This is a genomic window from Luteimonas sp. R10, from assembly GCF_045689605.1.
Classification (GTDB): Bacteria; Pseudomonadota; Gammaproteobacteria; order Xanthomonadales; family Xanthomonadaceae; genus Luteimonas.
Genome location: NZ_CP141262.1, coordinates 1,200,758 through 1,223,604, shown reverse-complemented (window position 1 = coordinate 1,223,604; position 22,847 = coordinate 1,200,758). Strand labels below are relative to the sequence as shown.

General features: G+C 71.7%; 20 protein-coding genes. 11 read left to right on the top strand and 9 right to left on the bottom strand.

The annotated features are described in order from the left end of the window. Positions 1-36: 36 nt before the first annotated feature. Positions 37-876 (bottom strand): SDR family oxidoreductase, encoded by an 840-nt coding sequence (locus tag U3649_RS05205; protein ID WP_407353816.1) that lies wholly within the window; start codon positions 874-876, stop codon positions 37-39. 200 nt (positions 877-1,076) lie between these two features. On the opposite strand from U3649_RS05205, the gene chaB reads away from it, so the two are divergent. Further along, positions 1,077-1,304, top strand: a complete 228-nt coding sequence (gene chaB, locus U3649_RS05200; protein WP_407353815.1) for a putative cation transport regulator ChaB — start codon at positions 1,077-1,079, stop codon at positions 1,302-1,304. A 299-nt stretch (positions 1,305-1,603) separates the two neighbouring features. On the opposite strand, the gene U3649_RS05195 is transcribed toward chaB, so the two are convergent. After that, complete coding sequence (locus U3649_RS05195) at positions 1,604-2,833, bottom strand: acyltransferase family protein (protein WP_407353814.1); 1,230 nt, start codon at positions 2,831-2,833, stop codon at positions 1,604-1,606. 232 nt (positions 2,834-3,065) lie between these two features. Here U3649_RS05195 and U3649_RS05190 point away from each other — a divergent pair, with 232 nt between their 5' ends. Continuing rightward, positions 3,066-3,914: a LytTR family DNA-binding domain-containing protein gene (locus tag U3649_RS05190; RefSeq protein WP_407353813.1), complete on the top strand. Its 849-nt coding sequence runs from the start codon at positions 3,066-3,068 to the stop codon at positions 3,912-3,914. A gap of 109 nt (positions 3,915-4,023) precedes the next feature. On the opposite strand, the gene U3649_RS05185 is transcribed toward U3649_RS05190, so the two are convergent. The 4 genes from U3649_RS05185 to U3649_RS05170 all read right to left on the bottom strand — a co-directional run bounded on the left by U3649_RS05185 (position 4,024) and on the right by U3649_RS05170 (position 6,375). After that, the gene (locus U3649_RS05185; protein ID WP_407353812.1) at positions 4,024-4,470 is read right to left on the bottom strand and encodes a YciI family protein; all 447 of its coding nucleotides are present in this window, start codon (positions 4,468-4,470) and stop codon (positions 4,024-4,026) included. A 131-nt stretch (positions 4,471-4,601) separates the two neighbouring features. Further along, entirely contained in the window at positions 4,602-4,859 is a 258-nt protein-coding gene (locus U3649_RS05180; protein ID WP_407353811.1) for a VOC family protein, read from the bottom strand. 7 nt (positions 4,860-4,866) lie between these two features. Beyond that, positions 4,867-5,004 carry a hypothetical protein gene (locus U3649_RS05175; protein ID WP_407353810.1) on the bottom strand — a complete coding sequence of 46 codons (138 nt, stop codon included), beginning with the start codon at positions 5,002-5,004 and terminating at the stop codon, positions 4,867-4,869. A 123-nt stretch (positions 5,005-5,127) separates the two neighbouring features. After that, positions 5,128-6,375 carry a winged helix-turn-helix domain-containing protein gene (locus tag U3649_RS05170; protein WP_407353809.1) on the bottom strand — a complete coding sequence of 416 codons (1,248 nt, stop codon included), beginning with the start codon at positions 6,373-6,375 and terminating at the stop codon, positions 5,128-5,130. Between the two features lie 128 nt (positions 6,376-6,503). Here U3649_RS05170 and U3649_RS05165 point away from each other — a divergent pair, with 128 nt between their 5' ends. Further along, positions 6,504-8,003, top strand: a complete 1,500-nt coding sequence (locus tag U3649_RS05165; RefSeq protein ID WP_407353808.1) for a S41 family peptidase — start codon at positions 6,504-6,506, stop codon at positions 8,001-8,003. Between the two features lie 173 nt (positions 8,004-8,176). Here the strand turns inward: U3649_RS05165 and U3649_RS05160 are convergent, their stop codons facing one another. Next, entirely contained in the window at positions 8,177-9,061 is an 885-nt protein-coding gene (locus tag U3649_RS05160; protein ID WP_407353807.1) for an AraC family transcriptional regulator N-terminal domain-containing protein, read from the bottom strand. A gap of 150 nt (positions 9,062-9,211) precedes the next feature. Here U3649_RS05160 and U3649_RS05155 point away from each other — a divergent pair, with 150 nt between their 5' ends. From U3649_RS05155 to U3649_RS05140, 4 genes are all read left to right on the top strand, one after another. Beyond that, positions 9,212-9,970: an SDR family oxidoreductase gene (locus tag U3649_RS05155; protein WP_407353806.1), complete on the top strand. Its 759-nt coding sequence runs from the start codon at positions 9,212-9,214 to the stop codon at positions 9,968-9,970. Positions 9,971-10,026: 56 nt separating this feature from the next. Further along, positions 10,027-10,902, top strand: a complete 876-nt coding sequence (locus U3649_RS05150) for an SDR family oxidoreductase (RefSeq protein ID WP_407353805.1) — start codon at positions 10,027-10,029, stop codon at positions 10,900-10,902. A 317-nt stretch (positions 10,903-11,219) separates the two neighbouring features. Beyond that, complete coding sequence (locus U3649_RS05145) at positions 11,220-12,302, top strand: efflux RND transporter periplasmic adaptor subunit (protein ID WP_407353804.1); 1,083 nt, start codon at positions 11,220-11,222, stop codon at positions 12,300-12,302. A gap of 3 nt (positions 12,303-12,305) precedes the next feature. After that, a complete protein-coding gene (locus tag U3649_RS05140; RefSeq protein ID WP_407353803.1) occupies positions 12,306-15,464 on the top strand; it encodes an efflux RND transporter permease subunit in 3,159 nt (1,052 codons plus the stop codon). Positions 15,465-15,552: 88 nt separating this feature from the next. Here U3649_RS05140 and U3649_RS05135 read toward each other — a convergent pair whose 3' ends face one another. Further along, entirely contained in the window at positions 15,553-16,152 is a 600-nt protein-coding gene (locus U3649_RS05135; RefSeq protein WP_407353802.1) for a TetR/AcrR family transcriptional regulator, read from the bottom strand. A gap of 93 nt (positions 16,153-16,245) precedes the next feature. Here U3649_RS05135 and U3649_RS05130 point away from each other — a divergent pair, with 93 nt between their 5' ends. Further along, on the top strand, positions 16,246-17,712 hold the full coding sequence (locus U3649_RS05130; RefSeq protein ID WP_407353801.1) for a phytoene desaturase family protein: 1,467 nt from the start codon (positions 16,246-16,248) through the stop codon (positions 17,710-17,712). 131 nt (positions 17,713-17,843) lie between these two features. Here U3649_RS05130 and U3649_RS05125 read toward each other — a convergent pair whose 3' ends face one another. After that, positions 17,844-18,938, bottom strand: a complete 1,095-nt coding sequence (locus U3649_RS05125; protein ID WP_407353800.1) for a DNA glycosylase AlkZ-like family protein — start codon at positions 18,936-18,938, stop codon at positions 17,844-17,846. 460 nt (positions 18,939-19,398) lie between these two features. Between U3649_RS05125 and U3649_RS05120 the strand changes: the two genes are divergently transcribed. The 3 genes from U3649_RS05120 to U3649_RS05110 are packed head-to-tail and all read left to right on the top strand — an operon-like array spanning position 19,399 to position 22,759. After that, the gene (locus tag U3649_RS05120) at positions 19,399-21,438 is read left to right on the top strand and encodes a TonB-dependent receptor (RefSeq protein ID WP_407353799.1); all 2,040 of its coding nucleotides are present in this window, start codon (positions 19,399-19,401) and stop codon (positions 21,436-21,438) included. Between the two features lie 2 nt (positions 21,439-21,440). Further along, a complete protein-coding gene (locus tag U3649_RS05115; RefSeq protein ID WP_407353798.1) occupies positions 21,441-22,586 on the top strand; it encodes a PepSY-associated TM helix domain-containing protein in 1,146 nt (381 codons plus the stop codon). Further along, on the top strand, positions 22,583-22,759 hold the full coding sequence (locus U3649_RS05110) for a hypothetical protein (protein ID WP_407353797.1): 177 nt from the start codon (positions 22,583-22,585) through the stop codon (positions 22,757-22,759). Before U3649_RS05115 ends, U3649_RS05110 begins: the two co-directional genes overlap by 4 nt. Positions 22,760-22,847: the final 88 nt, after the last annotated feature.

Genomic DNA, 22,847 nt, shown 5'->3' with positions numbered 1-22,847 from the left:
CGTTCCGTAGAAAGAGCACTCCGGTCGCCGTTGCGCCTAGAGGATCGGCGTGCCGCCGGTCACCGCGTAACGCGCACCGGTGACGTAGCTCGCGTCGTCCGAGGCCAGGAAGACGAACACCGGCGCGACCTCCTTCGGCTGGCCCGGCCGCTTCAACGGCACCTGCGAGCCGAACGTCTTGACGTCCTCCGGCGGCATCGTCGAGGGGATCAGCGGCGTCCAGATCGGGCCCGGCGCCACCGAGTTCACGCGGATCCCCTTCTCCGCCAGCAGCCCGGCCAGGCCGGCGGTGAAGTTGGCGATCGCGCCCTTGGTGGTCGCGTACGGCAGCAGCGTCGGCCGCGGCTTGTCGGAATTGATCGACGAGGTGTTGATGATCGCCGAACCCGGCTGCATGTGCGGCACCGCCGCCTTGCACAGGTGGAACATCGCGGTGACGTTGACCTGGAAGGTGTAGTCCCACTCTTCGTCCGGGATCTCCTCGATCGACTCGCGCGTCATCTGGTAGGCGGCGTTGTTGACCAGGATGTCGATCCGCCCGAATTCATCCAGGGTGCGCCGTATGATCGCGCGGCAGTGCGCGGGATCGGCGATGTCGCCGGGCACCAGCACGCAACGGCGGCCGGCGTCCTCCACCCAGCGCTTCGATTCCTCGGCGTCCTTGTCCTCGCACAGGTAGCTGATCAGCACGTCGGCGCCCTCGCGCGCGAAGGCGATCGCGACCGCGCGGCCGATGCCGCTGTCGCCGCCGGTGATCACCGCCACCCTGCCGCCGAGCTTGCCGCTGCCCTTGTAGCTCTCTTCGCCGTGATCGGCCTTCGGCTCGAGCCCGGCTTCGGTCCCGGGAACGTCCTGCTGCTGTTCTGGCTGGTTCATGCATGCCTCATGTGCTGCGCCCGGTCCTGCGCGGGCGGCGGATCGTCGCCGGCACGATGCTGTCGCATGCGCAGGACCCCGGCGGGAAACGTCACCTTGGGACGGCCCGCGTCGAACCGGCGTGATTCACCACGAGATCACGGACGCCTAACCGGCGCCGTCGCAAAGTGGCGGCAACCACCCGACGTCAGGAGACCGCCATGCCGTACCACAGCATCGCCGAGCTGCCCGACAACGTCCGCGACCACGTGCCCAAGCACGCGCAGGAGATCTACAAGGAAGCCTTCAACAGCGCCTGGGAGCAATACGACAAACCGGGCGAGCGCCGCGGCGACGCCTCGCGCGAGGAGACCGCGCACAAGGTGGCCTGGTCCGCGGTCAAGGACAAATACGAGAAGGGCGACGACGGCGACTGGCGCGCCAAGTAGCGGCCCATGCGCGATTCCGCTGCGGACGGACCGGCGTGGATCAACCGGATCGGCCGTCGTACGCCGAAGGCGCCGGCTGTCGCGACTTCCGTCGCTCCCACAGGGAAACGGCGGAAGCCGTGCCGGCAGCCGCCGCTGCAGTTGTGGGCGGCCATGCCGGGGGGGTCCGCGGGCGCCACTCCTGTGGGAGCGACGGAAGTCGCGACCATGCAGGGGCCGTCGTCGCGACTTCCGTCGCTCCCACAAGGGCGAATCCAGAGGCTGGTCGATCGGTACCGGGCGATGCGCGTTCCCGGTTCCTATGACTGCTCGACCCGCAGCCGAGTGTCGGCGCAACGCCGCGCGGCCGCGGCCGGCGCGGCCGTCTTCATCCCGAACAGCGGCCGCAGCACGCGCACGCGACGGACCAGGTACTCGGTGACGAGCAGGCAGCCGGCGACGGTGATGGCGATCACCAGCAGCGGTTCGGCAACCGGCCCGAGCGACAGTTTCGCCAGGCTGTAGCCGGCGGCCACCGTGATCGTCTGGTGCAGCACGTACCAGGGATAGACCGCCTGGCTGGCGTACGGCAGCCAGCGGAACGGGCGGTTCAACAGGTGATGGCCCCAGGCGAGCACCAGCAGGATCCAGGTCCAGCTGTTCAGGCGCCTGGCGAACGCGTAGGCCGCCCACGCGAACTCGGACCCGGAGTCCGGCCCGGTCCCCACCAGCAGCGCGAGGAACGCGGCGAACGTCGCCACCGCCGCGCCCAGCAGCCACCAGCGGCAACGTCGCAGTTCGGCCCACAGGCCGGCGTCGGCGCCGATCCAGTAGCCGAACAGGAACATCGGCAGGTAGATGGCGTGGTTGTGCCAGTCGTGGATCAGGTCGTGCGTCGACGGGAAGCGCCCGGCCAGCAGCCAGGTCGCCGCCGCCACCGGCAGCACCGGCAGCAGCCACAGCCGCAGCCCGCGCAGGCCGCGAAACCAGTCGCGCAGTGCATGGCCGGCGCGGCTGCCGAGCAGCGGCAGCAGCGCCGCCAGCAGCAGCGAATACGCCAGCAGGTACGGCAGGTACCACAGGTGGTTCCAGGTGATGCCGATGTCCGAGCCGTCGAACGCGCCGGGCGGCCACGGCCGGAAGGTGAAGTAGTGCAGCAGGAACTGCAGGTAATTGCCCTCGAAGGCGCCGTTGGATACGGCCTGCAGGTAGGCCTGCGGCGGCACCACCACCGCCATGCCGAACAGCAGCGGCGGCAGCAGGCGCTTGAGCCGGTCGCGGGCGAAGCCCGCCCCGCCGGTGCCGCGCAGCAGGAAGTTGACCGCCAGGCCGGAGATCAGGAACAGCAGCGACATCCGCCACGGGTTGACCAGCAGCATCGGCCACTGCAGCCATTCGGCGGCGTAGGCGGACTTGATGTGCCAGCCCCAGTCGGCCACGTAGAACATGCCGGTGTGATAGAGGATCAGCACCGCGAAGGCGAGGACGCGCAACGCGTCGATGTCGTGGCGGCGGGACCGGCCGTGGGCGGGAACGGGGAAGGATGTCATCGCGGCGCTCGTCGGTTCGGGGCCGCCAGCGTCCGGCGGCGGCGGCGGCGCCGAAAGCGGAAAGTGACGCCACGCCGCGCCCGCGGGACGAGTGGCGGACCACGGGGACGAACCGGGGGCGACGCCCACCCCCCGTAGAGCGGAGCTCGCTCCGCTGCTCCCGGCCCCGGAGCCGAGGACGGCGGAGCGAGCTCCGCTCTACACTGCCCGGAGCCGTCCGGACGGAACCCTCGTGCAACCGCAGACCTACCTCCGGCACCGGCGCCCGTTCGAAGCGGGCTTCTGGATCCTGATCCTCGGTATCCACGCCGTTGCCAACAGCATCGTCACCAACATCGACATCGCCCGCTCCGGGTCGTCGGAGACCGCGCGCTGGGAGCCCTGGGCGTGGGAATGGTCGAGCGCGCTGGTCCTGCTGGCGCTGGTGCCGGCGCTGCTCGCGTTCGACCGCCGCTTTTCCCTGCAGCGCGGGCGGATCGCGCGCAACGCCGCCGCGCATCTGGCCTTCAGCGTGCCGTTCTCGCTGCTGCACGTGGCCGGCATGGTCGCCCTGCGCGAGGCCGTCTACGCCTGGATGGGGTCGGACTACCGCTTCGGCGACCTGTCCACCAACCTCGGCTACGAATACCTCAAGGACGTGCGCACCTACGGCTACTTCCTGCTCGCCGTTTACCTGTACCGCTTCGTGCTGCGCCGCTGGCAGGGCGAGGCCGGATTCCTCACCGAGGGCCGCGAGGACCTGCCCGCGCAGCCGGTGACCGACCGCTTCCTGATCAAGAAGCTGGGCCGCGAGTTCCTGGTGCGGGTGGAGGACATCGATTGGATCGAGGCCGCCGGCAACTACGTCACCCTGCATGTCGGCGAACGCCTGTACCCGCTGCGCGAGACCATGGCCGGGATCCAGGCCCGGCTCGACGGCCGCGGCTTCGCCCGCGTGCACCGCAGCGCCATCGTCAACCTCGACCGCGTGCGCGAGATCGAGCCCTTCGACACCGGGGACGCCCGCGCGCACATGCACGGCGGCGACACCGTGCCGGTGAGCCGGCGCTACCGGCAGGCGTTGAAGGAACGGCTCGCCTGAACGACGCCGTTTCCGCAGGAGCGCGCCGCCAGGCGGTCCTTGCCGCCACGATGCGGCAGGGACCGCGGCCGCGGACGGCACGGATGGGCAGCCGGGTCCATCCTGGCGGCTATTCGGCGGCGCCCGCCCCTGGCGGCGGCTCGTCGCCCACCACAGCGGGACGGACTGCCTGGCGCGGCGTCTCGCTGCCCGGTACGTCGGCGCGCGCCCGCTCCGGATCGACCGGCCGGATCTCGAACTCCAGGCCGCAGGCGATGCACGGATTCTCCGCCGCCAGCGCGGCCGCCTCGTCCAGGCTGCCGGCCAGGATCGTCCAGTAGCCGCCGATCACCTCCTTGCTCTCGGCGAACGGCCCGTCCGTCGTCCCCCGCCGCGACACCCGCCGGCCTTCCGGCCGCAGCCGCTGCCCACCGCGCATCCGGCCTTCGGCCACGCACTTCTCATGCCAGCCGTAGAACGCATCGATGGCGGCCTGGAGCCGCGCCGGCGGCAGGTCCTCGTCCCACTTGCCGCGCGAGAGCACGAGATATTCGGAAAGGGTGTCGGTCTCGTTCATGGTGCGCCGTGTGCGAAGGCTGGTCGAACGCGCAGGGTACCCGCCTCGGAGGTATCGGCTCCACCGTCTCCGCGGCAAGGCCGTCCGCGCGTCGCGCGGCGACCTGTCTCAGGCCGATCCCGGCCGCGCGATCACCCCGGGCACCGCTTGAGGAAGTTCACCATCCACGGCTTGCCGAAGCGATCGGTCAGCACGCCCCAGCGATGCGCCCAGAACGTCTCGTCGATCGGCATCTGCACCTGCCCGCCATCGGCCAGCGCCGCGAAGATGCGCTCGGCGTCCTCGACGCTGTCGACGTCGATGTTGATGCAGGTGGTCGAGCCGCCGTGCCGCGGCGGACCGTCGGCGCCCATCAGGGTGGTCCCGGCGGCCTCCAGCTGGCAATGCATGATCCGGTCATGGCTGTCGGCCGGCATCTCGTCGCAGATGGGCGATTCGCCGTAGGTCATCGATGGTGCCGTCGAGGACGGCGGCGTAGAAGTCGAAGGCTTCGCCGCACTTGCCGTCGAAGTTGAGGTAGGGAATCAGTCGCATGACGCGGGTCTCCGTGTGGGACGATGGATCGCGATCCGGCGTGCCGCGCCCGCCCGGGCCCGTGCATGCCTTCGTTCCAACGACGAACCGGCCGCGTCGGATTCGACGACTCCCGATGCACCGTCACTCGCAGGCGGCGGACACCCGCTGCCGCAACTCGTCGCACAGGCGCTGCGCCTGCTCGGCGTCGCCGCCCTCGCGCAGCAGCGCGGCCAGGCCGGCGGTCGCCGCCACATCCAGCGGGGCCTGCGCGAGCACCCGGCGGTACCAGCTCTCGGCCGAGGCGCGATCGCCTTTCGCCCGCAGGCGCGTGGCGATCAGGACGCCCAGCGAGGCCTGCCAGGGCCGCACCTGCGCCGGGGCGTCCGGATACGTCCGCTCCATCGCCGCATGGGCGCGCTCGAACCAGGGCAGCGCCTCGCCGCCGCGGCCGGTGATCTCCAGCACGTCGCCGATGTTGATCATCGGGCCCCAGGCGTCGGGATCGAGCGCGACCGCGCGGCGGTACGCGGCCAGCGCGTCCTCGAACCGCCCCTGCGCGCCGGCGACGAACCCGACCGCCTTGTGCGCCGCGGACGAGTCCGGCGCGAGCGCGACCGCGCGCTCGGCCAGCAGGCGCGCGCGCGCCACCTGCGCGCGCTGCGGCTCGCGGGCCAGGTGGCCGTTGGCGAGCGCGTCGCCGAGCCGGCGAAACTCCACGACCTCCGCGCCCGGGACCTGCGGCCAACGCAGCGCCCGCTGCACCAGCGCGTTGGCGAGCCCCGCCATGGCCGCGGAATCCTCCGGCCGCAGGCCCAGCACGCGCTGGTAGAGCTCGATCGCGGCCTCGTTGTCCGCCCGCGAGAACTGGAAGTAGGCGTCGTCGGCGCGCGCCAGCAGCGCGGCGCGACCATCCGCCTCCGCCGCCGGCGGCGCATCGGGGGCGTCGCGTCCGAACCACGCCGCCGCCGCGGCCACGGCGAGCACGCCCGCCGTCACCGCCGCGGCGACCACGCCGCGCCGCGTGCCTCGATGCCGCCCCGTCCCTCCATCGGCATCGCCCGCGGCCGCCGCCGGTCCGCACCAGCGGTAGCCGCGCTTGGCGATCGTCTCGACGTAGCGCGGCGCGCGGGCGTCGTCGCCCAGCGCCTGGCGCAGCTTGGACACGGTGCGCGCAAGGCTGTCGTCGCCCACCACCACGCCCGGCCACAGCGCCGCCATGATCGCCTCGCGCCCCAGCACCTCGCCCGGCCGCGCCGCCAGCAGGAACAGCAGGTCCATCACCTTGGGCTCGAGGCGCCGCGTGCCCGCGGGCCCGCTCAGCTCGCCCGCCGCGCGGTCGGCACGCCAGTCGCCCACGTGCAGCACGTCGCCGCAACCGATCGATTCCACGAACACCATCCCGTCGCGAGAAAACCATCAGGAAAGCGGGAGCCTTCCGTCATGGCCCGATAGGATGGGCCGGCGTTCCATCGGGCGGCAAGCCGCGGACGGTCCGCGGCCCCACGTCCGGAGCCTCCATGCCCTCGTCCCTGCCCCTGCGCGCCTGCCTCTGCATCCTGCTGCCGTTCGCCACCGCCTGCTCCGACGCGGCCGATGCGACCGCCGCGCCCCCGGCCGTGGAGACCTTCGCGCCCGACACGCTGCGCGCCGACTTCGACGCCCTCTACGCCGGCCTGCGAGCGGCCCACTACGACCTCTACGCCCGCCGCGACCGCGACGACTACGACGCCCGCTTCCGCGCCATGCGCGCGGGCTTCGACCGGCCGCTGACGCCGGTGCAGGCGCGGGTGGCGTTCCAGCGCTTCGTGGCCTACGGCAACGTCGCCCACGCGCGCATCGACCCGCCCATGGACGCCTGGGAAGCGTTCCGCGACGGCGGCGGCAAGGCCTTCCCGCTGCGGGTGCGGGTGGAGGGCGGCGCCGCCTGGGTGATCGACGGCACCGCCGGCCTGCCCGGCCTGACGCCCGGGGACCGGCTGGAGGCGGTGGACGGCATGCCGGCGCTGGACTGGCTCGCCCGCATGCGCGCCCACGTGTCCGCCGACAACGACTACATGGCCTGGGCGCAGCTGGAATCCCGGCTGCCGCTGCTCGTGTGGCTGGAACTGGGCGAGGTGGAGCGCTTCCACGCCAGCTTCTCCAAGCCCGACGGCCGGCGGTTCGCCCTCGACGTGCCGGCGCGCGACCGCGCCGCATTCCGGGCCGCCGAGGAGGCCGCGCCGGCGCGGTTCGAGCTCGACTGGAACACCCGCGAGGCGCGCATGCTCGACGACGGCATCGCCTACCTGCGCCCCGGCCCGTTCTACGACAACCGTCCGGAGGCCGACCATCCCTGGGACCCGGCCGCCTTCCGCCGGTTCATCGACGCGGCGTTCGAGGACTTCCGCGCCCGCGGCGCCACCCGCCTGCTGATCGACCTGCGCGACAACCCCGGCGGCGACAATTCCTTCAGCGACCACATGATCGCCTGGTTCGCCGACCGCCCGTTCCGCTTCAGCGAGGGCTTCGAGATCCGGGTGAGCGGGGCCACCGTCGCCGCCAACCAGCGCCGGCTGGACGCCCAGGGCGGCGACGCGGACAGCGTCTCCGCGCAACTGGCCGCGGCCTACGCGGGGCACGCGCCCGGCGACATCATGACGTTCCCGATCGCCGAGACCGCGCCGCGTCCCGCGCCCCGCTTCGAAGGCGCGGTGTACGCCCTGGTCAACCGCCACAGCTACTCCAACACCGTGCTGGTGGCCGCCGTCCTGCAGGACTACGGCTTCGGCACCGTGCTCGGCGAGGAAACCGCCGACCTCGCCAGCACCTACGGCGCGATGGAGGCCTTCACCCTGCCGCGCACCGGCATCGAGGTGGGCTATCCCAAGGCGCGCATCCTGCGCCCCAACGGCGATCCGCGGCCGCACGGGGTGGTCCCGGACATCGCGATCCCGACGCCGCTGCCCATCGGGACCGAGGATTCGGTGCTGGCGCGCGCGCTGGAGGCGATCGGGGAAGGCGGGATTCCAGGCCGGTGAACGCAGCGCGCGACCGGCATGCTGCCGGTTCCCATCGCGGATGATGAGGCGGGGTCCGGCTGAAGCAACGCCATCCCCGTCCAACCCTCCCCTTGAAGGGGAGGGCTTTTGGCGCCGCTGCCAGCCCAATGAACGGTCACCGCGAGGTGCGCCGGCGGGCCGGCCGGCGCACCTCAGGCGACCGCCGCGGCGGCCGCGTCCCGGCGTGGCGGCGCGCCGAACATGCGCCGGTACTCGCGGGTGAACTGCGGGACGCTGACGTAGCCGACCTCGGCCGCGGCGCGGCTGGCGGTCCAGCCTTGCGTCATCATCAGCCGGCGCGCCTCGATCAGGCGCAGCTGCTTCTGCAACTGCAGCGGCGCCAGCGACGTGGTCGCCTTGAAGTGCCGACGGAACGCGGACGGGCTCATGCTGGCGACGGCCGCCAGCCGCTCGACCGGCAACGGTTGCCGGAACTCCTGGCGAACGAGTTCGACAGCCGCCGCGATCCGCCGGACTTGCCCGTTCGGCAGCGAGAGCCGGCGCAGTTCGTGACCGTGACGGCTCGCCAGCAGCCAGTAGTGCAGCTCCTGCAGCACGGCGGGACGCACGACCGGCTCGGCGCCGGGGTGGTCGAGCAGGCGCATCAGCCGCGTCGCGCAACTCACGATGGTGTCGTCCAGGTCGTCGGCGAACACACGTGCGGTCCCCGCATGCCCCGGCGGCGGCCCGGCCGACGTGCGCAACGCCACGTCGTGCAGGATCGCCATGTCGAGCTCGACGGCGACCGCCAGGTAGGGCGCATCACGGCTGGCCTCGACGATCTGGCCGATCACCGGCACGTCGACGCCGACCATGGCCGACTGCCCGGCCCGGAACAGCCGCCGCTCGCCGCCGACCGTCATCTGCTTGGCGCCCTGCAGGATCAGGCACACCAGCGGCCGGTACACCGACCGCATCGGTCCGGTCGGCGCGCGCACCCGCATCATCCGCAGCCCCGGGACGGGCGTGTGGGCGATGCCATCGGCGTCCGCGTGCGCATCGGCATAGCGGAGCACGGCCTGCTTGAGCGCTTCCACGTCGGCTGCCTCCTGTCGGGATGCAGTTTAAGCGCCGATCCGGCCGCACCGGGGCGCTGCGGTCGGATCAGGCAAGGTTCGAAGCGGAACGGACAAGTCCACGCCGGGCGGTTCGCGTCTACTGGACTCCCCCAAATCGAAGCCCCAGACATGAACCCGTCCAACAACACCATTCTCGTCACCGGCGGCGGATCCGGCATCGGCCGGCGGCTGGCCGAATCGTTCCGGCAGCGCGGCAACACCGTCGTCATCGCCGGGCGCGACACCGCGAAACTGCGGGACACCGTGGCCGCCAACCCGGGCATGGCCTCGATCGCGCTCGACCTGGCCGATCCGGCATCGATCCGCGACGGCGCGGCGGCGCTGCGCGAGCGCCACCCGGACCTCAACGTGCTGGTCAACAACGCCGGCGTCATGCTCTCCGAGGACCTGACCGCCGACACCGTCGACACCGCAGCGGCCGAAGCGACGGTGACGACCAACCTGCTCGGCCCGATCCGCCTCACCGCCGCGCTGCTGCCGCACCTGCGCACCCGGCCGGCGGCGGCCGTGGTCAACGTGACGTCGGGCCTGGCCTTCGTCCCGCTGGTCGGCACGCCGACCTACGGCGCCACCAAGGCGGCGCTGCACTCGTGGACCATCTCCCTGCGGCGGCAACTGGAAGGGACCGGCGTCGAGGTCTTCGAACTGATCCCGCCCTCCGTGCAGACCGACCTGATGCCGGGCCACGCCGCCGACCCGCGGGCGATGCCGCTCGAGGACTACATCGCCGAGACCATGGCCCTGTTCGAGTCGCGCCCCATGCCCGCCGAGATCCGCGTGCAGCGCGTGGAACCGTTGCGGCGCGCCGAGGCGGAAGGCCGGTTCGAGCAGGTGTTCGACATGCTCAACCCGCGCGCCGGCGCCTGAGCGGCGGGCCGCCGCGCATCCCCTGCCATGCATTTCCAGACACAGGAGCTTTCGCCATGTCCAGGAACCAGGACGACCATCGTCCACGCTTCTCGCGCCGCGACCTGCTCGTGACCGCGTCCACCCTCGTCCCGGCCGTCGTCGCCGGCGGCGCACTCGCGCAATCCAACGGTGCGGCACCGGCCGTCCCCGCCCGCGGCGCCGACGACAAGGCGGCGCTGGTGACCGGGTCGTCGCGCGGCATCGGCGCCGCCATCGCCAGGCGCCTGGCGCGCGACGGCTTCCGCGTCACCGTCAACTACCTGCGCAGCCGGGACCTGGCCGAGACCATGGTGCGGCGGATCGAGGCCGACGGCGGCCGGGCGATCGCGGTGCAAGCCGACGTGAGCGATCCGACCGCCGTGCGGCGGCTGTTCGACGCCAACGACGCCGCCTTCGGCGGGATCGACGTGGTGGTCGCCAACGCCGGCATCATGCGGCTGGCCCCCTTCGGCGAGATGGCCGACGAGGATTTCGACCGCATGCTGGCCGTCAACGCGAAAGGCGGCTTCAATACCTTGCGCGAAGCCGCGCGCCGGGTGCGCGACGGCGGCCGTATCGTCACCCTCTCGTCCAGCATCACCCGGCTGCGCACCCCCACCTACGGCCCGTACGCGGCCACCAAGGCCGCGCAGGACATCTACGCCAGCGTGCTGGCGAAGGAACTCGCGGGGCGCATGATCTCGGTCAACGCGGTGGCGCCCGGCGTGGTGGACACCACGTTGTTCACCGACGGCAAGCCGCCGCAGGTGATCGAAGGCTTCGTACAGCGCACCCCGCATCGGCGGCTGGGCGAGCCGGAAGACATCGCCAATGTCGTCTCGGCCCTGTGCGGTCCGGACGGCGACTGGATCAACGGCGAGGTGGTGTACGCCAACGGCGGCATCGTCTAGCCGGCGGCGGACCGCAACCGATTGCCCCGATGCGGGAGTGGCGGCATGCCGGCCTGCCAGTCAAGCGCTTCGCCCGATTGCCGGATGCCACGGCCCTGCGCCGCGGCTTCGTAGGAGCGCGCAAAGCGGATCACATCGCAGGCGATCTCCGCCGCCGATCTGTATCAAAGCATGTCACCGGGCGGCGGCGCGACATCTTGCGATGATCGAGGCGCCCGATCGGGCGAAGTTGCCGGGGCGACGATCGTCCCGCGTGATGAAGAGAATGCGCGGGCCGCATGCTAGCTTTTCACCGCCGCGGGCGACGACCGGAGACCATGGCTGCCAGGACCCGACTGCTCTTTCCCGCCCTCCTGCTGCTCGCCGCCTGCGGCGCACAGGAGCAGGCCGGCGAAGACGCCGAGGCGGTGCGGGTCGCCGTGGCCGTGGCGGAGGAGGCCACGTTCGGCGAACGCTTCTCGCTGACCGGCACGCTGACGGCCGAACGCGACGCGCAGCTGTCGCCGCGCGTCGACGGCCTGGTCGCGCGCGTGCACGTGGATGCCGGCGACCGGGTCGGGGCCGGCCAGGTGCTGGTCGAACTCGATCCCGCCGTCGGGCGGCAGGCGCTCGCACGCGTGCGCGCTCAGGTGGCGGAAGCGGAAGCCGCGGCGCGCGAGGCCGGACGCCTGTTCGCCGAGGCGCGGCGCCTGGGCGAAGACCGGTACATCGCGGCCAGCCAGGTCGACGCGCGCGAGTCGGAGCTGCGCCTGGCGCAGGCCGCACTGGAATCCGCCCGCGCCAGCGCGCGCGAGCAGGCCGAACTGGTCGAGCGCCACGTGCTGCCGGCGCCGTTCGACGGCGTGGTGGCGGAGAAGCTCACCGAGGCCGGCGAATGGGTGCAGCGCGGCACGCCGGTGCTGTCGCTGGTCGCCACCGATCGCGTGCGCCTGGACCTGCGCGCGCCGCAGGAGCGCTTCGCCCAGCTCGACGACGACGCCCGGGTGCGCGTGTTCGCCGACGCGCTCGGCGGCGCGCCGCTGCCGGCGCGGATCGGCGCGCGCGTCCCGGTCACCGACCCCGGCGCGCGCACCTTCCTGCTGCGCCTGCTGGTCGACGACCCCGAAGCGCGCCTGCTGCCGGGCACCTCGGCGCGCGCCGAGATCGACCTGCCGGCAGAGGCGCCGGCGCTCGCGGTCAGCCGCGACGCGCTGCTGCGCCAGCCCGACGGCGGCCACAGCCTGTTCGTCGTCGAGGATGGCGAGGACGGCCCGGTGGCGCGCCAGCGCAGCGTGCGGGTGCTGCGCGAGCGCGACGAGCTGGTCGCGGTGTCGGGCGACCTGCAGCCCGGCCAGCGGGTGGTGGTGCGCGGCAACGAAGCGCTGGAAGACGGCCAGCCGGTGGACGTGGCCGGGCCCTGACCGGTGGGATTCGACCACGTCCTCCGCCACGGCACCCTGATCGCGGTCGCGGTGCTGATCCTGTGCGTGCTGGGGATCGCCGCCGCGCTGCGGGTGCCGGTGCAGATGATCCCCGACCTGGAGGTGCGCACCATCAGCGTCGACACGCGCTGGCCCGGCGCCACCCCGCAGGACGTCGAGAAGGAGATCCTGATCGAGCAGGAGCAGTACCTGCGCACCCTGCCCGACCTGCGCCGCATGGTCTCCACCGCCAGCACCGGGCGCGCCAGCATCGAACTCGAGTTCCCGTTCGGCGTCGACGTCAACGAAGCGCTGATCCGCACCAACAACGCGCTCAGCCAGGTCTCCGGCTACCCGGAGAACGTCGACGAACCGGCGCTGGCCACCAGCTCGTTCTCCGAAAACGCGTTCATGTACTTCCGGATCGGCGCCCGCGAGGACAGCGCGCTGGATCTCGACCTGGACATGATGCGCAACTTCGTGGAGGACGAGGTGCGCCCGCGGCTGGAGCGCGTGCCGGGCGTGTCGCTGGTGCAGGTGGGCGGCGCCGCCGAGCGCCAGGTCCGCATCGAGGTGGACCCGGACCGCCTGGCCGAACGCGGGCTGGGCATGCGCGACGTGCGCGATGCGCTGCGGAGGCGCAACGTCGACAGCTCCGGCGGCGATCTCGACAGCGGCAAGCGGCGCTTCCTGGTGCGCACGGTGGGCCGCTTCCGCGAGGCCGGGGACATCGGCGGCCTGATCGTCGCCGAACGCGACGGCGCGCTGGTGCGCCTGTCCGACCTGGCGGAGATCCGCCTCGACCATTTCGAACGCCGCGACCTGTCGTTCAACAACGGCAAGCCCGCGCTCAGCCTGTCGCTGCGGCGCGAGCCGGGTTCCAACGTCATCCAGATCAAGTACGCGGTGCTGCCCGAGATCGAGGCGATCAACGCCGAACTGCTGGCGCCGCTCGGGCTGGAGATGACGCTCACCACCGACGACGTGCGCTACGTGGAGGAATCGATCGCCAACGTCCTGCGCAACCTCGTCCTGGGCGCGCTGCTCGCCACGCTGGTGATGCTCGCGTTCCTGCGCTCGGTGCGCACCACCCTGACCGGTGTGGTCGCGATCCCGGTCTGCACCATCGCCGCCTTCGTCGGGCTGCTGCTGGCCGGGCGCACGCTCAACGTGATCTCGATGGCCGGGGTCGCGTTCGCGATCGGCATGACGGTGGACAACACCATCGTGGTGCTGGAAAGCATCGACCAGGCGCGCCGGCGCGGACTGCAGCGGTTCGAAGCGGCGGTGGCGGGCGTGGGCCGGGTGTGGCCGGCGGTGCTGGCCTCCACCCTGACCACGGTGCTGGTGTTCGCGCCGATCCTGTTCGTGCGGGAAGAAGCCGGGCAGCTGTACTCGGACGTGGCGATCGCCATCTCCGCCTCGATCCTGGCCTCGATGGCGGTGGCGGTGACGGTGGTCCCCGCCATGAGCGCGCGCCTGGCGCCCGCGTACGACAGCCGCCAGCACACGCCCGGCGAGGACGCGTTCGGCCGCATCGGCGACCGCATCGGCTGGCTCAGCCGCGGGCCGCGGCGCCGGGCGCTGGTGCTGGGCGGCACGGTGGCGGCCGCGGTGCTCGCGCTGGCGCTGCTCACGCCGCCGGCCGAGTACCTGCCCGAAGGCGAGGAGCCGAAGACGTTCTCGCGCATGATCGCGCCGCCCGGCTACAACCTCACCGAGATGGCGTCGATCGCGCGCGAGCTGACCGAGGGCCTGCTGCCGCACCTGGACGACCCGCCCGAGCGCTTCGCCGCCGGCGACACCGACATGCCGGCGCTGGCCTACTTCAACCTCTCGGTGGACCCGCAGGGGCTGCGCATCATCGCCGAGCCGAAGGCGCCGGGCGACATCGACGCGCTGATGGACGCGCTGGACGCGCGCTTCCTGGCCTACCCGGGCATGCGCGCGTTTTCCTCGCGCGGCTCGATCATCTCCAGCAACGACGGCGGCACCCGCAGCATCAACCTCGACATCTCCGGCGTCGAACTGGCCGAGATCTACCGGGTGGCCGGGCGCGCCTTCGCGCGGGCCGAGGCGCTGTTCGACGGCGCCCGCATCGGCTCCGACCCCAGCACGCTCAGCCTCGACCAGCCGCTGCTGGAACTGCAGCCGCGCTGGGAACGCTTGTCCGAAGTGGGACTGGACGCGGAAGGCTTCGGCTATTCGGTGGCGGCGCTCAGCGACGGCGCGTTCGCCGACGAGATGATCCTCGGCGACCGCAAGGTCGACATCTTCCTCTTCAGCAGCGCCGGCAGCGAACAGCGCCTCGACCGCCTGCGCGACCTGCCGGTCGCCACGCCCTCCGGCGCGGTGCTGCCGGTCTCGGCGCTGGCCGAACTGCGCGAATCCGCCGGCACCGACAGCATCCGCCGGCTCGACGGCCGCCGCACCGTGACCCTCAACATCGTCCCGCCGCGGTCGGTCGCGCTGGAGACCGGCGTGGCGCGCGTGCGCGAGGAACTGGTCGCGGCGATGCGCGCCAACGGCGAGATCCCGGCGGATGTCTCGGTCGACATCTCCGGCGCCAGCGACCAGCTCGACGCCACCCGCGAGGCGGTGGCGGGCAACTTCGCGATCGCGCTGCTGCTGTCCTACCTGCTGCTGGTGGCGATCTTCCGCCACTGGGGCCGGCCGCTGTTCGTCATGGCGACGGTGCCGCTGGGCATCGCCGGCGGCATCGTCGGGCTGGCGCTGCTCAACGGGCTGGGCGCCGCGCTCGGCGCGCTCGGGCTGGGCCGGATCGAGCAGTCCTTCGACATGATCACCCTGCTGGGCTTCCTGGTCCTGCTCGGCACCGTGGTCAACAACCCGATCCTGATCGTGCTCGAGACCTACAAGCGACTGGAGGAAGGCGCGGCATCGACCGTGGCGGCCGTGAACGATGCCGTGCGCACCCGGCTGCGGCCGATCCTGATGTCCACCTGCACCACCCTCTTCGGCCTCGCGCCGCTGGTGCTGATCCCGGGCGCCGGCACCGAGCTGTACCGCGGCCTGGGCGCGATCGTGCTGTCCGGCATCGCCGCCTCGGCGGTGGTCACGCTCACCTTCCTGCCCTGCCTGCTGGTCGCGGTGCTGGCGCTGCGCGATCGCGCCGCCGGGCTGCTGCGCAGGCATGCCTGAGTCTGCTGGCCGGGCGATGACAACCCTGCCGACGGACACGGCTTCCATGGTCGCGGGTTTACCCAAGGTGCCGACGGATCGCCGACCGCTATCGTGCGGCGGCGCCCTCCATGAAGAACTCGAGAACCTTGGCCAGCTCGTCGCTCAACGCCGCCTCGTCGTCGCCGAGCCAGGCCATGACGGCGCCCAGGTAGAGAAAATGCAGGTAGTGGGCGAGCCGGTCGGGCGGTGCATCCGCGCGGACTTCCTTCACCCCTTGCGCTTCGGCGATCAGCCGGGTGTATACCGCGATCATGCCGGACGAAGGCGGATCGCCCGGCCGGCCGTCGCGGACTTCCTGGAAGCGGTAGCGTAGATAGGGAACGGCGTATTGGCGGTGCTCCTCCCACCAGCGCGCCGACGCTTCCAGCAATGTCGCCAACCGGGAAACGAAGGAACCGCGCGACAGGACTTCCTGCATCAGCGGCTCCAGGTCCCGCGCCAACTGCGCATGGATCCCATGCGCAAGAACCGCGTCCTTGACGGGGAAGTGGTTGTAAAGCGTCCCCCGCGCCACATCCGCTTCCGTGGCGATCTGCTCCATGGTCACGGCCTGGTAGCCATGCCTCTCGAACAGCGCGGACGCGACCGCGGCGATGTGGTCGGTGGTTCGCTTTCGCTTGCGTGAGATTCGATCGGTGGAGGGCATGGTTGCGCCATTAATTAGACAATGTACAATTGTGTACATTGTTCGCTATTTGTCAACGCCAGCGCCCACACCGTCGGCCGGAGGCCATCCATCATGTCGAAACGAGAAGCGTCCCCGATCGTCGTCATCGGCGCGGGTCTGGCGGGATTGGCCGCCTCGCTGTCGCTGGCCCGGGCAGGAAGGCCGGTACTGCTGGTCGAGGCGACGGATGCCGTGGGCGGATGCTGCTCCACCACGCTGGTTTCCGGATTCACCTTCAACAACGGTGCGCTCTACGTGGCGGTTCCCTCGCTGCTGCGCGCCGCCTTCGAGCGCCTGGGCCTGGACTTCGATGCCGAGGCGCCGCTGGTGCGCATCGAGCGGCCACAGGAGACCCGCTTGCAAGACGGCACGGTGGTGCGCCTGTCCGACGTGGAGAACTCGTCCGTCGAAGGCCCCAAGGCGAACGAGAAGACCGCGATACTGCGCGATGGCCTGGGCGGATTGCAGCGGCGCTGGGCGCCGGTCTATCGCACGCTGATCGACGAGGTGCTCCCGTTCGAGCCGTCCCTGCTGCGGACGCTGTCCCGCCTGTGGCGATACCTGCCCCGCATGGGCGGCCATGTCGATGCACTCATCAAAGCGCACTTTCCGGAGCCTGCCTTGCAGGCGGCCGTGGCTTCGACCCTGCTCTACACGGGCACCTCGCCGGATCGGCTTCCCGCCACCCAGATCATCGGGCTGCTGGCGCTGCTCGAGGAGGGGTTCCATCTGCCCCGCGGCGGCATGGGCGCCATCAGCGCCGCCCTGCATCGAGCGTTGCAGCGGCATTCGGTGCCCATCCGCTGCGGCCAACGCGTCGACCGCATCGAAGTGGCAGATGGGGCGGTATGCGGGGTCGTGCTGGCCGGCGGCGAACGCATCGCCGCACAGTGCGTGGTCGCCACCTGCTCCGGATTCGCGCTGGTCGACCACCTGTTGCCCAGGGACGCGTTGCCATCGCGGCTGGCGGGCAAGGCGCGCAAGGCACCGCGATCGCATCGCGCCGTCGCCATCCAGTTCGGCTGCTCCGGTGCCGAGCTTCCCGGCGCCTTCGTCGTCAATCACGTCCCCGCCATGCAACAGCAGGGGCGGATGCACGTCTCCACGCCCGGCACCCCGCAATGGCTTTCCTATGCCACCCCGACATGCGTGCTTCCCGAACTTGCCCCGCCAGGCAAGGCAGTCATCGAGCTCTACGCACCAGCGACCGGAGTCGCTTCGGCGTCGGAGTGGACGCCGGACATGACCGCGCGTGCCGTCGGGAACCACTTCACCGCCTTGAAGGCCCGGCATCCCACGCTCGCGATCGAAGCCACGCGCGTGCTGGATCCGCAGGATTTCGCGCGCAGCCGCCATCTGTACGACGGCGCGCTCTACGGGATTGCACCGGGGGCGACACCGGACAAGTTTTTCCCCCACCGCACTCCCCTGCGCGGGCTCTACCTTGCAGGCCAGACGACATTTCCCGGCTATGGCGTTCCCTCGGCGATCCTTTCCGGAATCCAGGCCGCCGACGCGCTGGCCCGCGACGCCGGCTGAGCAGCGCTCCGACGACGGGCCGAAGGCGCGGATGAACCCTGGAAGACGGAAAGATGCCCCCCGACCCCGCATGCCGGCATGCCGGCTTGCGCGGCCCCGGCTCGAAGCTTCTTGCCGTGCTGCGCGGGCGATCAGTCCTCGAGCCCGAGAAAGGCGCGCATCCGCGCGAGTTCGGCTTCCAGCCCGTCGCGGAACACCGCGTCGCGCGGGGCGCGACCTTCGACGTAGCGGATCTCGCTCTTCAGCGCGCCCCCGGCGACCGCCAGGTTGCCCCAGCCGATGACCCGGTCCTGCCAGAGCAGCGGCAGCGCGTAGTAGCCCAGCCTGCGCTTGGGCGCGGGCGTGTAGGCCTCGAAGCGGTAGCCCCAGCCCCAGAACAGTTCGAAGCGGCGGCGGTCCCAGACGACCGGGTCGAAGGGCGTGAGCAGGCGCACCGAGGCATCGGGTTTCCAGCGCCGGCCGGCGGGGCTTTCGTCGGCCGGCCAGAACCAGTCGACGCCGGCCACGCGCGCCTGCGCGAGACGCTGCCTGGCGCGCGCCAGTGCCGGGGCACGCGCGTGGTTCCATTGCGGGACGGCACGGCTCAAATGCGTCATCAGCTGTCGCAGGCTGGCGAGCGGCAGCGGCGCGTACTTGCGCACCACCAATTCCACCAGCGCATCCATGCGCGCGTCGACGGCGGCGGCGTCCACCAGCGCGGAGTCGCCCTCGCGCACCGCGTAGACCCGCGTGCCGCCGTCGCGGCGCACGACCCGCAGCAGGCCGCGGTAGTGCATGCCGTCGAGCAGCTGGGTGCTGGCGTTGGACGAGCCGCCGAACCAGTTGGTGGCCTTGCCGTGCGCGAAGTGCGCATCGACCTCGCGCGGATGCACCGCGCCGCGCGCGGCGACGAACTCGCGCACCGCATGCGCCTGCTTCCAGCGCGCCGGCGTCCACGCCTGGCGCGCGGTGCGCGGATGCATCAGCGCCTGGTGGGCGCGCGGCAGGAAGCCGTAGTTGACGAAGAAGTCCTCTTCCAGCGCCAGCCGCGGATAGCGCCGCTCCAGGTCGCCCGCGCGATAGTCGCGGACGCGGTGGCGCAGGGTCAGGTCCTGCGCGCGCGCCGGCGCGCGGATCGGATCGGCCTGCACGAAGCCCAGCCGCTCGATCGCCCGCATGAGCGTCGTCGGCCGGAACAGCGTGCGCGCGACGGCGTAGCGGCGCAGATGGTCGAGGGTGAGCGGCATGGCGCGATGATGCCAGCCCGGCGCCGGCCGCAAGGGAGGGAGACGATCAACCGACGCAGCTACCTCCCCGAATCCTCGGCCCCGACTGCCGACCATGTCCGCGGCGCGGGCCAACCGGGCGTCGGCCGCTGATCCGCAGCGAGAGCTCCTGCGCGCGCATGGCAGGCATCGTCCCGCCGAGGCCGGCCGCACCGGAAACCGGCGTGGCGCGCGCGCGGAGAACCGATCGCGGCGATGCGCTACGGGGGCGAGACTCCGGCGGAACGTTCCGATCGACATTTCAGAACCTGGACGCTCCCTCGTCCCCACATGGCCATTGTCCGATAATGATTCTCATTTGTATAATGGTCGATCTACCCGGTCCGCGTTGGAAGACGCCGCCGGGTTCTCGCCTCCAGGCCGCGCAGAGACCATGCCCCCGACCACGCTTCGCCTCGTCCCCGATCCCGCTCGCCGCCTGGTGTCCGCGGCCGTCGCGGCCACCCTCGCCTCGGGCACCGCCCAGGCCCAGGATGTCGCCTCCGCGGCCCAGCAGGCCACCACGCTCGACCGGGTCGTGGTCACGGCCGAGAAGCAGGGGCGCTCGCAGCAGGACACCGCCACCAGCACGGTCGTCCTGGACGATCGTGCCCTGCAGTCGCGCGGGCTCGACGACAGCCGCGGCGTGCTGGCCAACGCCGCCAACGTCACCAGCGTGGGCACCGGCAACTACGCGCCGGCGGTGCGCGGCGTGGATGGCACCGGTCCGGCCCAGGGCGCGGACGCGTTCTTCGCCGGCACCCGGCCGCGCCTGAACGTGTCGATGGACGGCCGCGCGGTCAGCTACAACGAGCTGGTGTTTTCCGGCAGCTCGCTCTGGGACGTGGAACAGGCGGAACTGCTGCGCGGGCCGCAAAGCCTGCTGCAGGGGCGCAACGCCATCGCCGGCACCCTGGCGATCAAGACCAAGGATCCCGCCTGGGCCAATGAAGGCGGCCTGCGCCTGCTCGGCGGCGAGCACGGCCGCCGCCAGGGCGCCTTCTACCTGTCCGGGCCCTTCGCCGGCGACCAGGTCGCGTTCCGGCTGGCCGGCGACGTGCAGCGCCAGGACAGCTACCTGGATTTCACGGGCTTTCCCGGGACCAATGATCCGGGCAAGTTCGAGAACCGCACCCTGCGCGGCAAGCTGCTGTTCAAGCCCGACGCCCTGCCCGACTTCAGCGCGCTGCTGACCTTCCAGCACGCCCAGTCGCGCGCGCCGCAGGCGGAGATGGTCGCACGGCCGTTCGAGGACGAAAGGCCCGCCACCCCACAGATGCCGGTGTTCGCGCCGCGCACCAACGCCGTCATCGCCGACACCCAGTGGCAGATCGACGACCGCCTGCGCTGGGAGAACCTGCTGACCGCGACCGACCTGCACGTCGACCGGTTCGCGCCGGCCGGCAGCGGCATCGCCCGGATCGACAGCCGCGAATACGTGCTCGAGCCGCGCCTGGTGCTGGAACGGTCCGGCGGTTCGCGGATCGACGGCATCGCCGGGATCTACCTGATGCGCGCCGACCAGGACGAATTCATCGATTTCCCGGTGGACGAGCGCTTCGAGGACCGCGTCCGCACCGAAGCCGTCTACGGCGAAGGCACGATCGCGTTGCGCGAGGACCTGGACCTGACCCTGGGCGCGCGCTACGAGCGCGAGCGCCATCGCCGCTTCGGCGGCGAGGGCGCCGTGGTCAGCATCGACATCGACAAGGCCTACAGCGCCTTCATGCCCAAGCTCGGCCTCGCTTGGCGCCCGAGCGCGGCCTGGACCCTGGGCGTGCTCGCCTCGCGCGGCTACAACGCCGGCGGCGGCGGCGTCACCTTCGAGGTGCCGATCACCAGCTACAGCTTCGACCCCGAGTACGTCGTCAACTACGAGGCCTATTTCCGCGGCGACCTGGCCGACGGGCGCCTGCAGCTGACCGGCAACGTGTTCCGCGGCGACTACCGCGACATGCAGCTGCCGTTCGACCTCAACCCCGACCCGGGCGTCTGGTCGGTGGTGGTCCGCAATGCCGACCGCGCCCGCAACATGGGCGCCGAACTGGGAGCGCGCTGGCTGGCGCGGCCGGGCCTGGAGCTGCATGCCGACGTCGGCTACCTGCGCACCGAGGTGACGGAGTATCCCGATTCGGGGATCGAGGGCAACGAGTTCGCCCACGCCCCGAGCTTCACCGGCAACGCCGGCTTCACCTGGCGCGGCGCCGGCGGGTTCGAACTCAGCGCCAACGCGCGCTACTCGGATGCCTATTACTCGGACATCCTCAACCGGCCGCTCGGGCGCACCGAACCGTACTGGCTGGCCAACGCCAAGGGCGGCTACCGGTTCGGCCGCGCCTATCTCTTCGTCGGCGTCGACAACCTGTTCGACGAGCGCACGCCGCTGCAGATCGACACCAGCGCCCTGGAGCCGACGCCGTTCGACACCGCGGCGCTGCCACGGCCGCGCAGCTGGTACGCCGGCGTGCAGGTCGACTGGTGAACATGGACGCGCGCCGCCCCTCGCGCTGGTTCCGGCTGAACCTCTGGCTGCACCGCTGGACCAGCCTGGTGGCCACCGTGCCGTTCCTGGTCCTGTGCCTGACCGGCACGGTGCTGATCTTCCACGAGGAGATCGACGCGGCGATGGGCGTGGTGCCCACCGCGCAGGGCCTGGAGGACGCGCCGCACCGGCCACTGGCCGAATCGGTCAACAACGTGCTGGCGGCGTTCCCGGACGAGCGCGTGCTCAGCATCGGCATGGAACCGGAAGAGCATCCGGGGGTCCTGCTGCTGTTCACCGGTCCCAGGGACGCGCACGGATTCGAGACCTTCAAGCTGCGCTTCACCCACCTGGCCACCGCGCAGCCGACCGAGCAGGGCGTGGACACCGACAAGACCCTGACGGGATTCCTGCTGGAACTGCATGCGGAGTGGTTCCTTGGGCCGGCCGGGGAACTGATCGGCGCCCTGATCGCCCTGCTGGTGCTGGTGTCGCTGCTGTCCGGCCTGGTGGTGTACGCGCCCTACGTCAAGCGCATCGCCTTCGGCATCCTGCGCCGCGGCCGCGGGCCGCGCCTGCTGCAGCTGGACCTGCACAACTTCATCGGCGCGCTGGTGCTGGGCTGGGCCCTCGCCGTCACGGTCACCGGGTTCCTGCTGGGCTTCGGCACCGTCGCCACCGGCATCTGGCAGAACACGGAACTGGCCGCGCTGCAGCAGCGCTATTCGGGCGATCCGGTGGACCCGCGGCGGCCTCCGGCCGACATCGACGAGGTCTACGCGGCGGCGCTGCGCGCCGCGCCGCCCGGCTGGCACGTCATCTCCGTCGTCTATCCCGATACCGAGTTCTCCACCAACCGGCACTTCACCGTGCTGGTCGGCGGCCAGGGCCTGGACGAGCGCCTGTTCCGCGTCGCGCTGGTCGACGCCGAGGACGCCCAGGTGCGCACCGTGGTCCAGCTGCCGTGGTACCTGAAGGCGATCGTGCTGTCGCAGCCGCTGCACTTCGGCGACTACGGCGGCCTGGCGCTGAAGCTGCTGTGGACCGCCTGCACCTGGCTCACCTTGTTCATCACCGCCAACGGCGCGTGGCTGTGGTGGAACCGCCGGCGCAAGCGCCGCCCGGCGCCGGCCGGAGCGCCGGCATGAAGGGCCGACAGACCCTGCTGCTGGTCACGCTCCTGGCGCTGGCCTGCGTCGCCGGCATCGTCGGCATGCTGCTGGCCGAAGGCGCCTGGGACTGGCTGTTCTTCGCGATGGCCGCGTCGCCGCTCGCGGCCGGCGGCATGCGCCGGGCCGCCGCGCGCCGGAACGCCGCGTAGGCGCGACTCGACCCACTCCCGCTTTCACCTGCCCGGCCAGCGCATCTCCGCACACGCCCTCGACCCATGTGGGAGCGACGGAAGTCGC

Excerpts from the sequence above, each read along its gene's own strand:
- U3649_RS05130 (WP_407353801.1), top strand. The coding sequence starts at position 16,246 with ATGTCGAAACGAGAAGCGTCCCCGATCGTCGTCATCGGCGCGGGTCTG.
- U3649_RS05205 (WP_407353816.1), bottom strand. The coding sequence starts at position 876 with ATGAACCAGCCAGAACAGCAGCAGGACGTTCCCGGGACCGAAGCCGGG.
- U3649_RS05165 (WP_407353808.1), top strand. The coding sequence starts at position 6,504 with ATGCCCTCGTCCCTGCCCCTGCGCGCCTGCCTCTGCATCCTGCTGCCG.
- U3649_RS05150 (WP_407353805.1), top strand. The coding sequence starts at position 10,027 with ATGTCCAGGAACCAGGACGACCATCGTCCACGCTTCTCGCGCCGCGAC.
- U3649_RS05180 (WP_407353811.1), bottom strand. The coding sequence starts at position 4,859 with ATGCATTGCCAGCTGGAGGCCGCCGGGACCACCCTGATGGGCGCCGAC.
- U3649_RS05185 (WP_407353812.1), bottom strand. The coding sequence starts at position 4,470 with ATGAACGAGACCGACACCCTTTCCGAATATCTCGTGCTCTCGCGCGGC.
- U3649_RS05110 (WP_407353797.1), top strand. The coding sequence starts at position 22,583 with ATGAAGGGCCGACAGACCCTGCTGCTGGTCACGCTCCTGGCGCTGGCC.
- U3649_RS05135 (WP_407353802.1), bottom strand. The coding sequence starts at position 16,152 with ATGCCCTCCACCGATCGAATCTCACGCAAGCGAAAGCGAACCACCGAC.
- U3649_RS05125 (WP_407353800.1), bottom strand. The coding sequence starts at position 18,938 with ATGCCGCTCACCCTCGACCATCTGCGCCGCTACGCCGTCGCGCGCACG.
- U3649_RS05155 (WP_407353806.1), top strand. The coding sequence starts at position 9,212 with ATGAACCCGTCCAACAACACCATTCTCGTCACCGGCGGCGGATCCGGC.
- chaB (WP_407353815.1), top strand. The coding sequence starts at position 1,077 with ATGCCGTACCACAGCATCGCCGAGCTGCCCGACAACGTCCGCGACCAC.
- U3649_RS05175 (WP_407353810.1), bottom strand. The coding sequence starts at position 5,004 with ATGCGACTGATTCCCTACCTCAACTTCGACGGCAAGTGCGGCGAAGCC.
- U3649_RS05145 (WP_407353804.1), top strand. The coding sequence starts at position 11,220 with ATGGCTGCCAGGACCCGACTGCTCTTTCCCGCCCTCCTGCTGCTCGCC.
- U3649_RS05115 (WP_407353798.1), top strand. The coding sequence starts at position 21,441 with ATGGACGCGCGCCGCCCCTCGCGCTGGTTCCGGCTGAACCTCTGGCTG.
- U3649_RS05195 (WP_407353814.1), bottom strand. The coding sequence starts at position 2,833 with ATGACATCCTTCCCCGTTCCCGCCCACGGCCGGTCCCGCCGCCACGAC.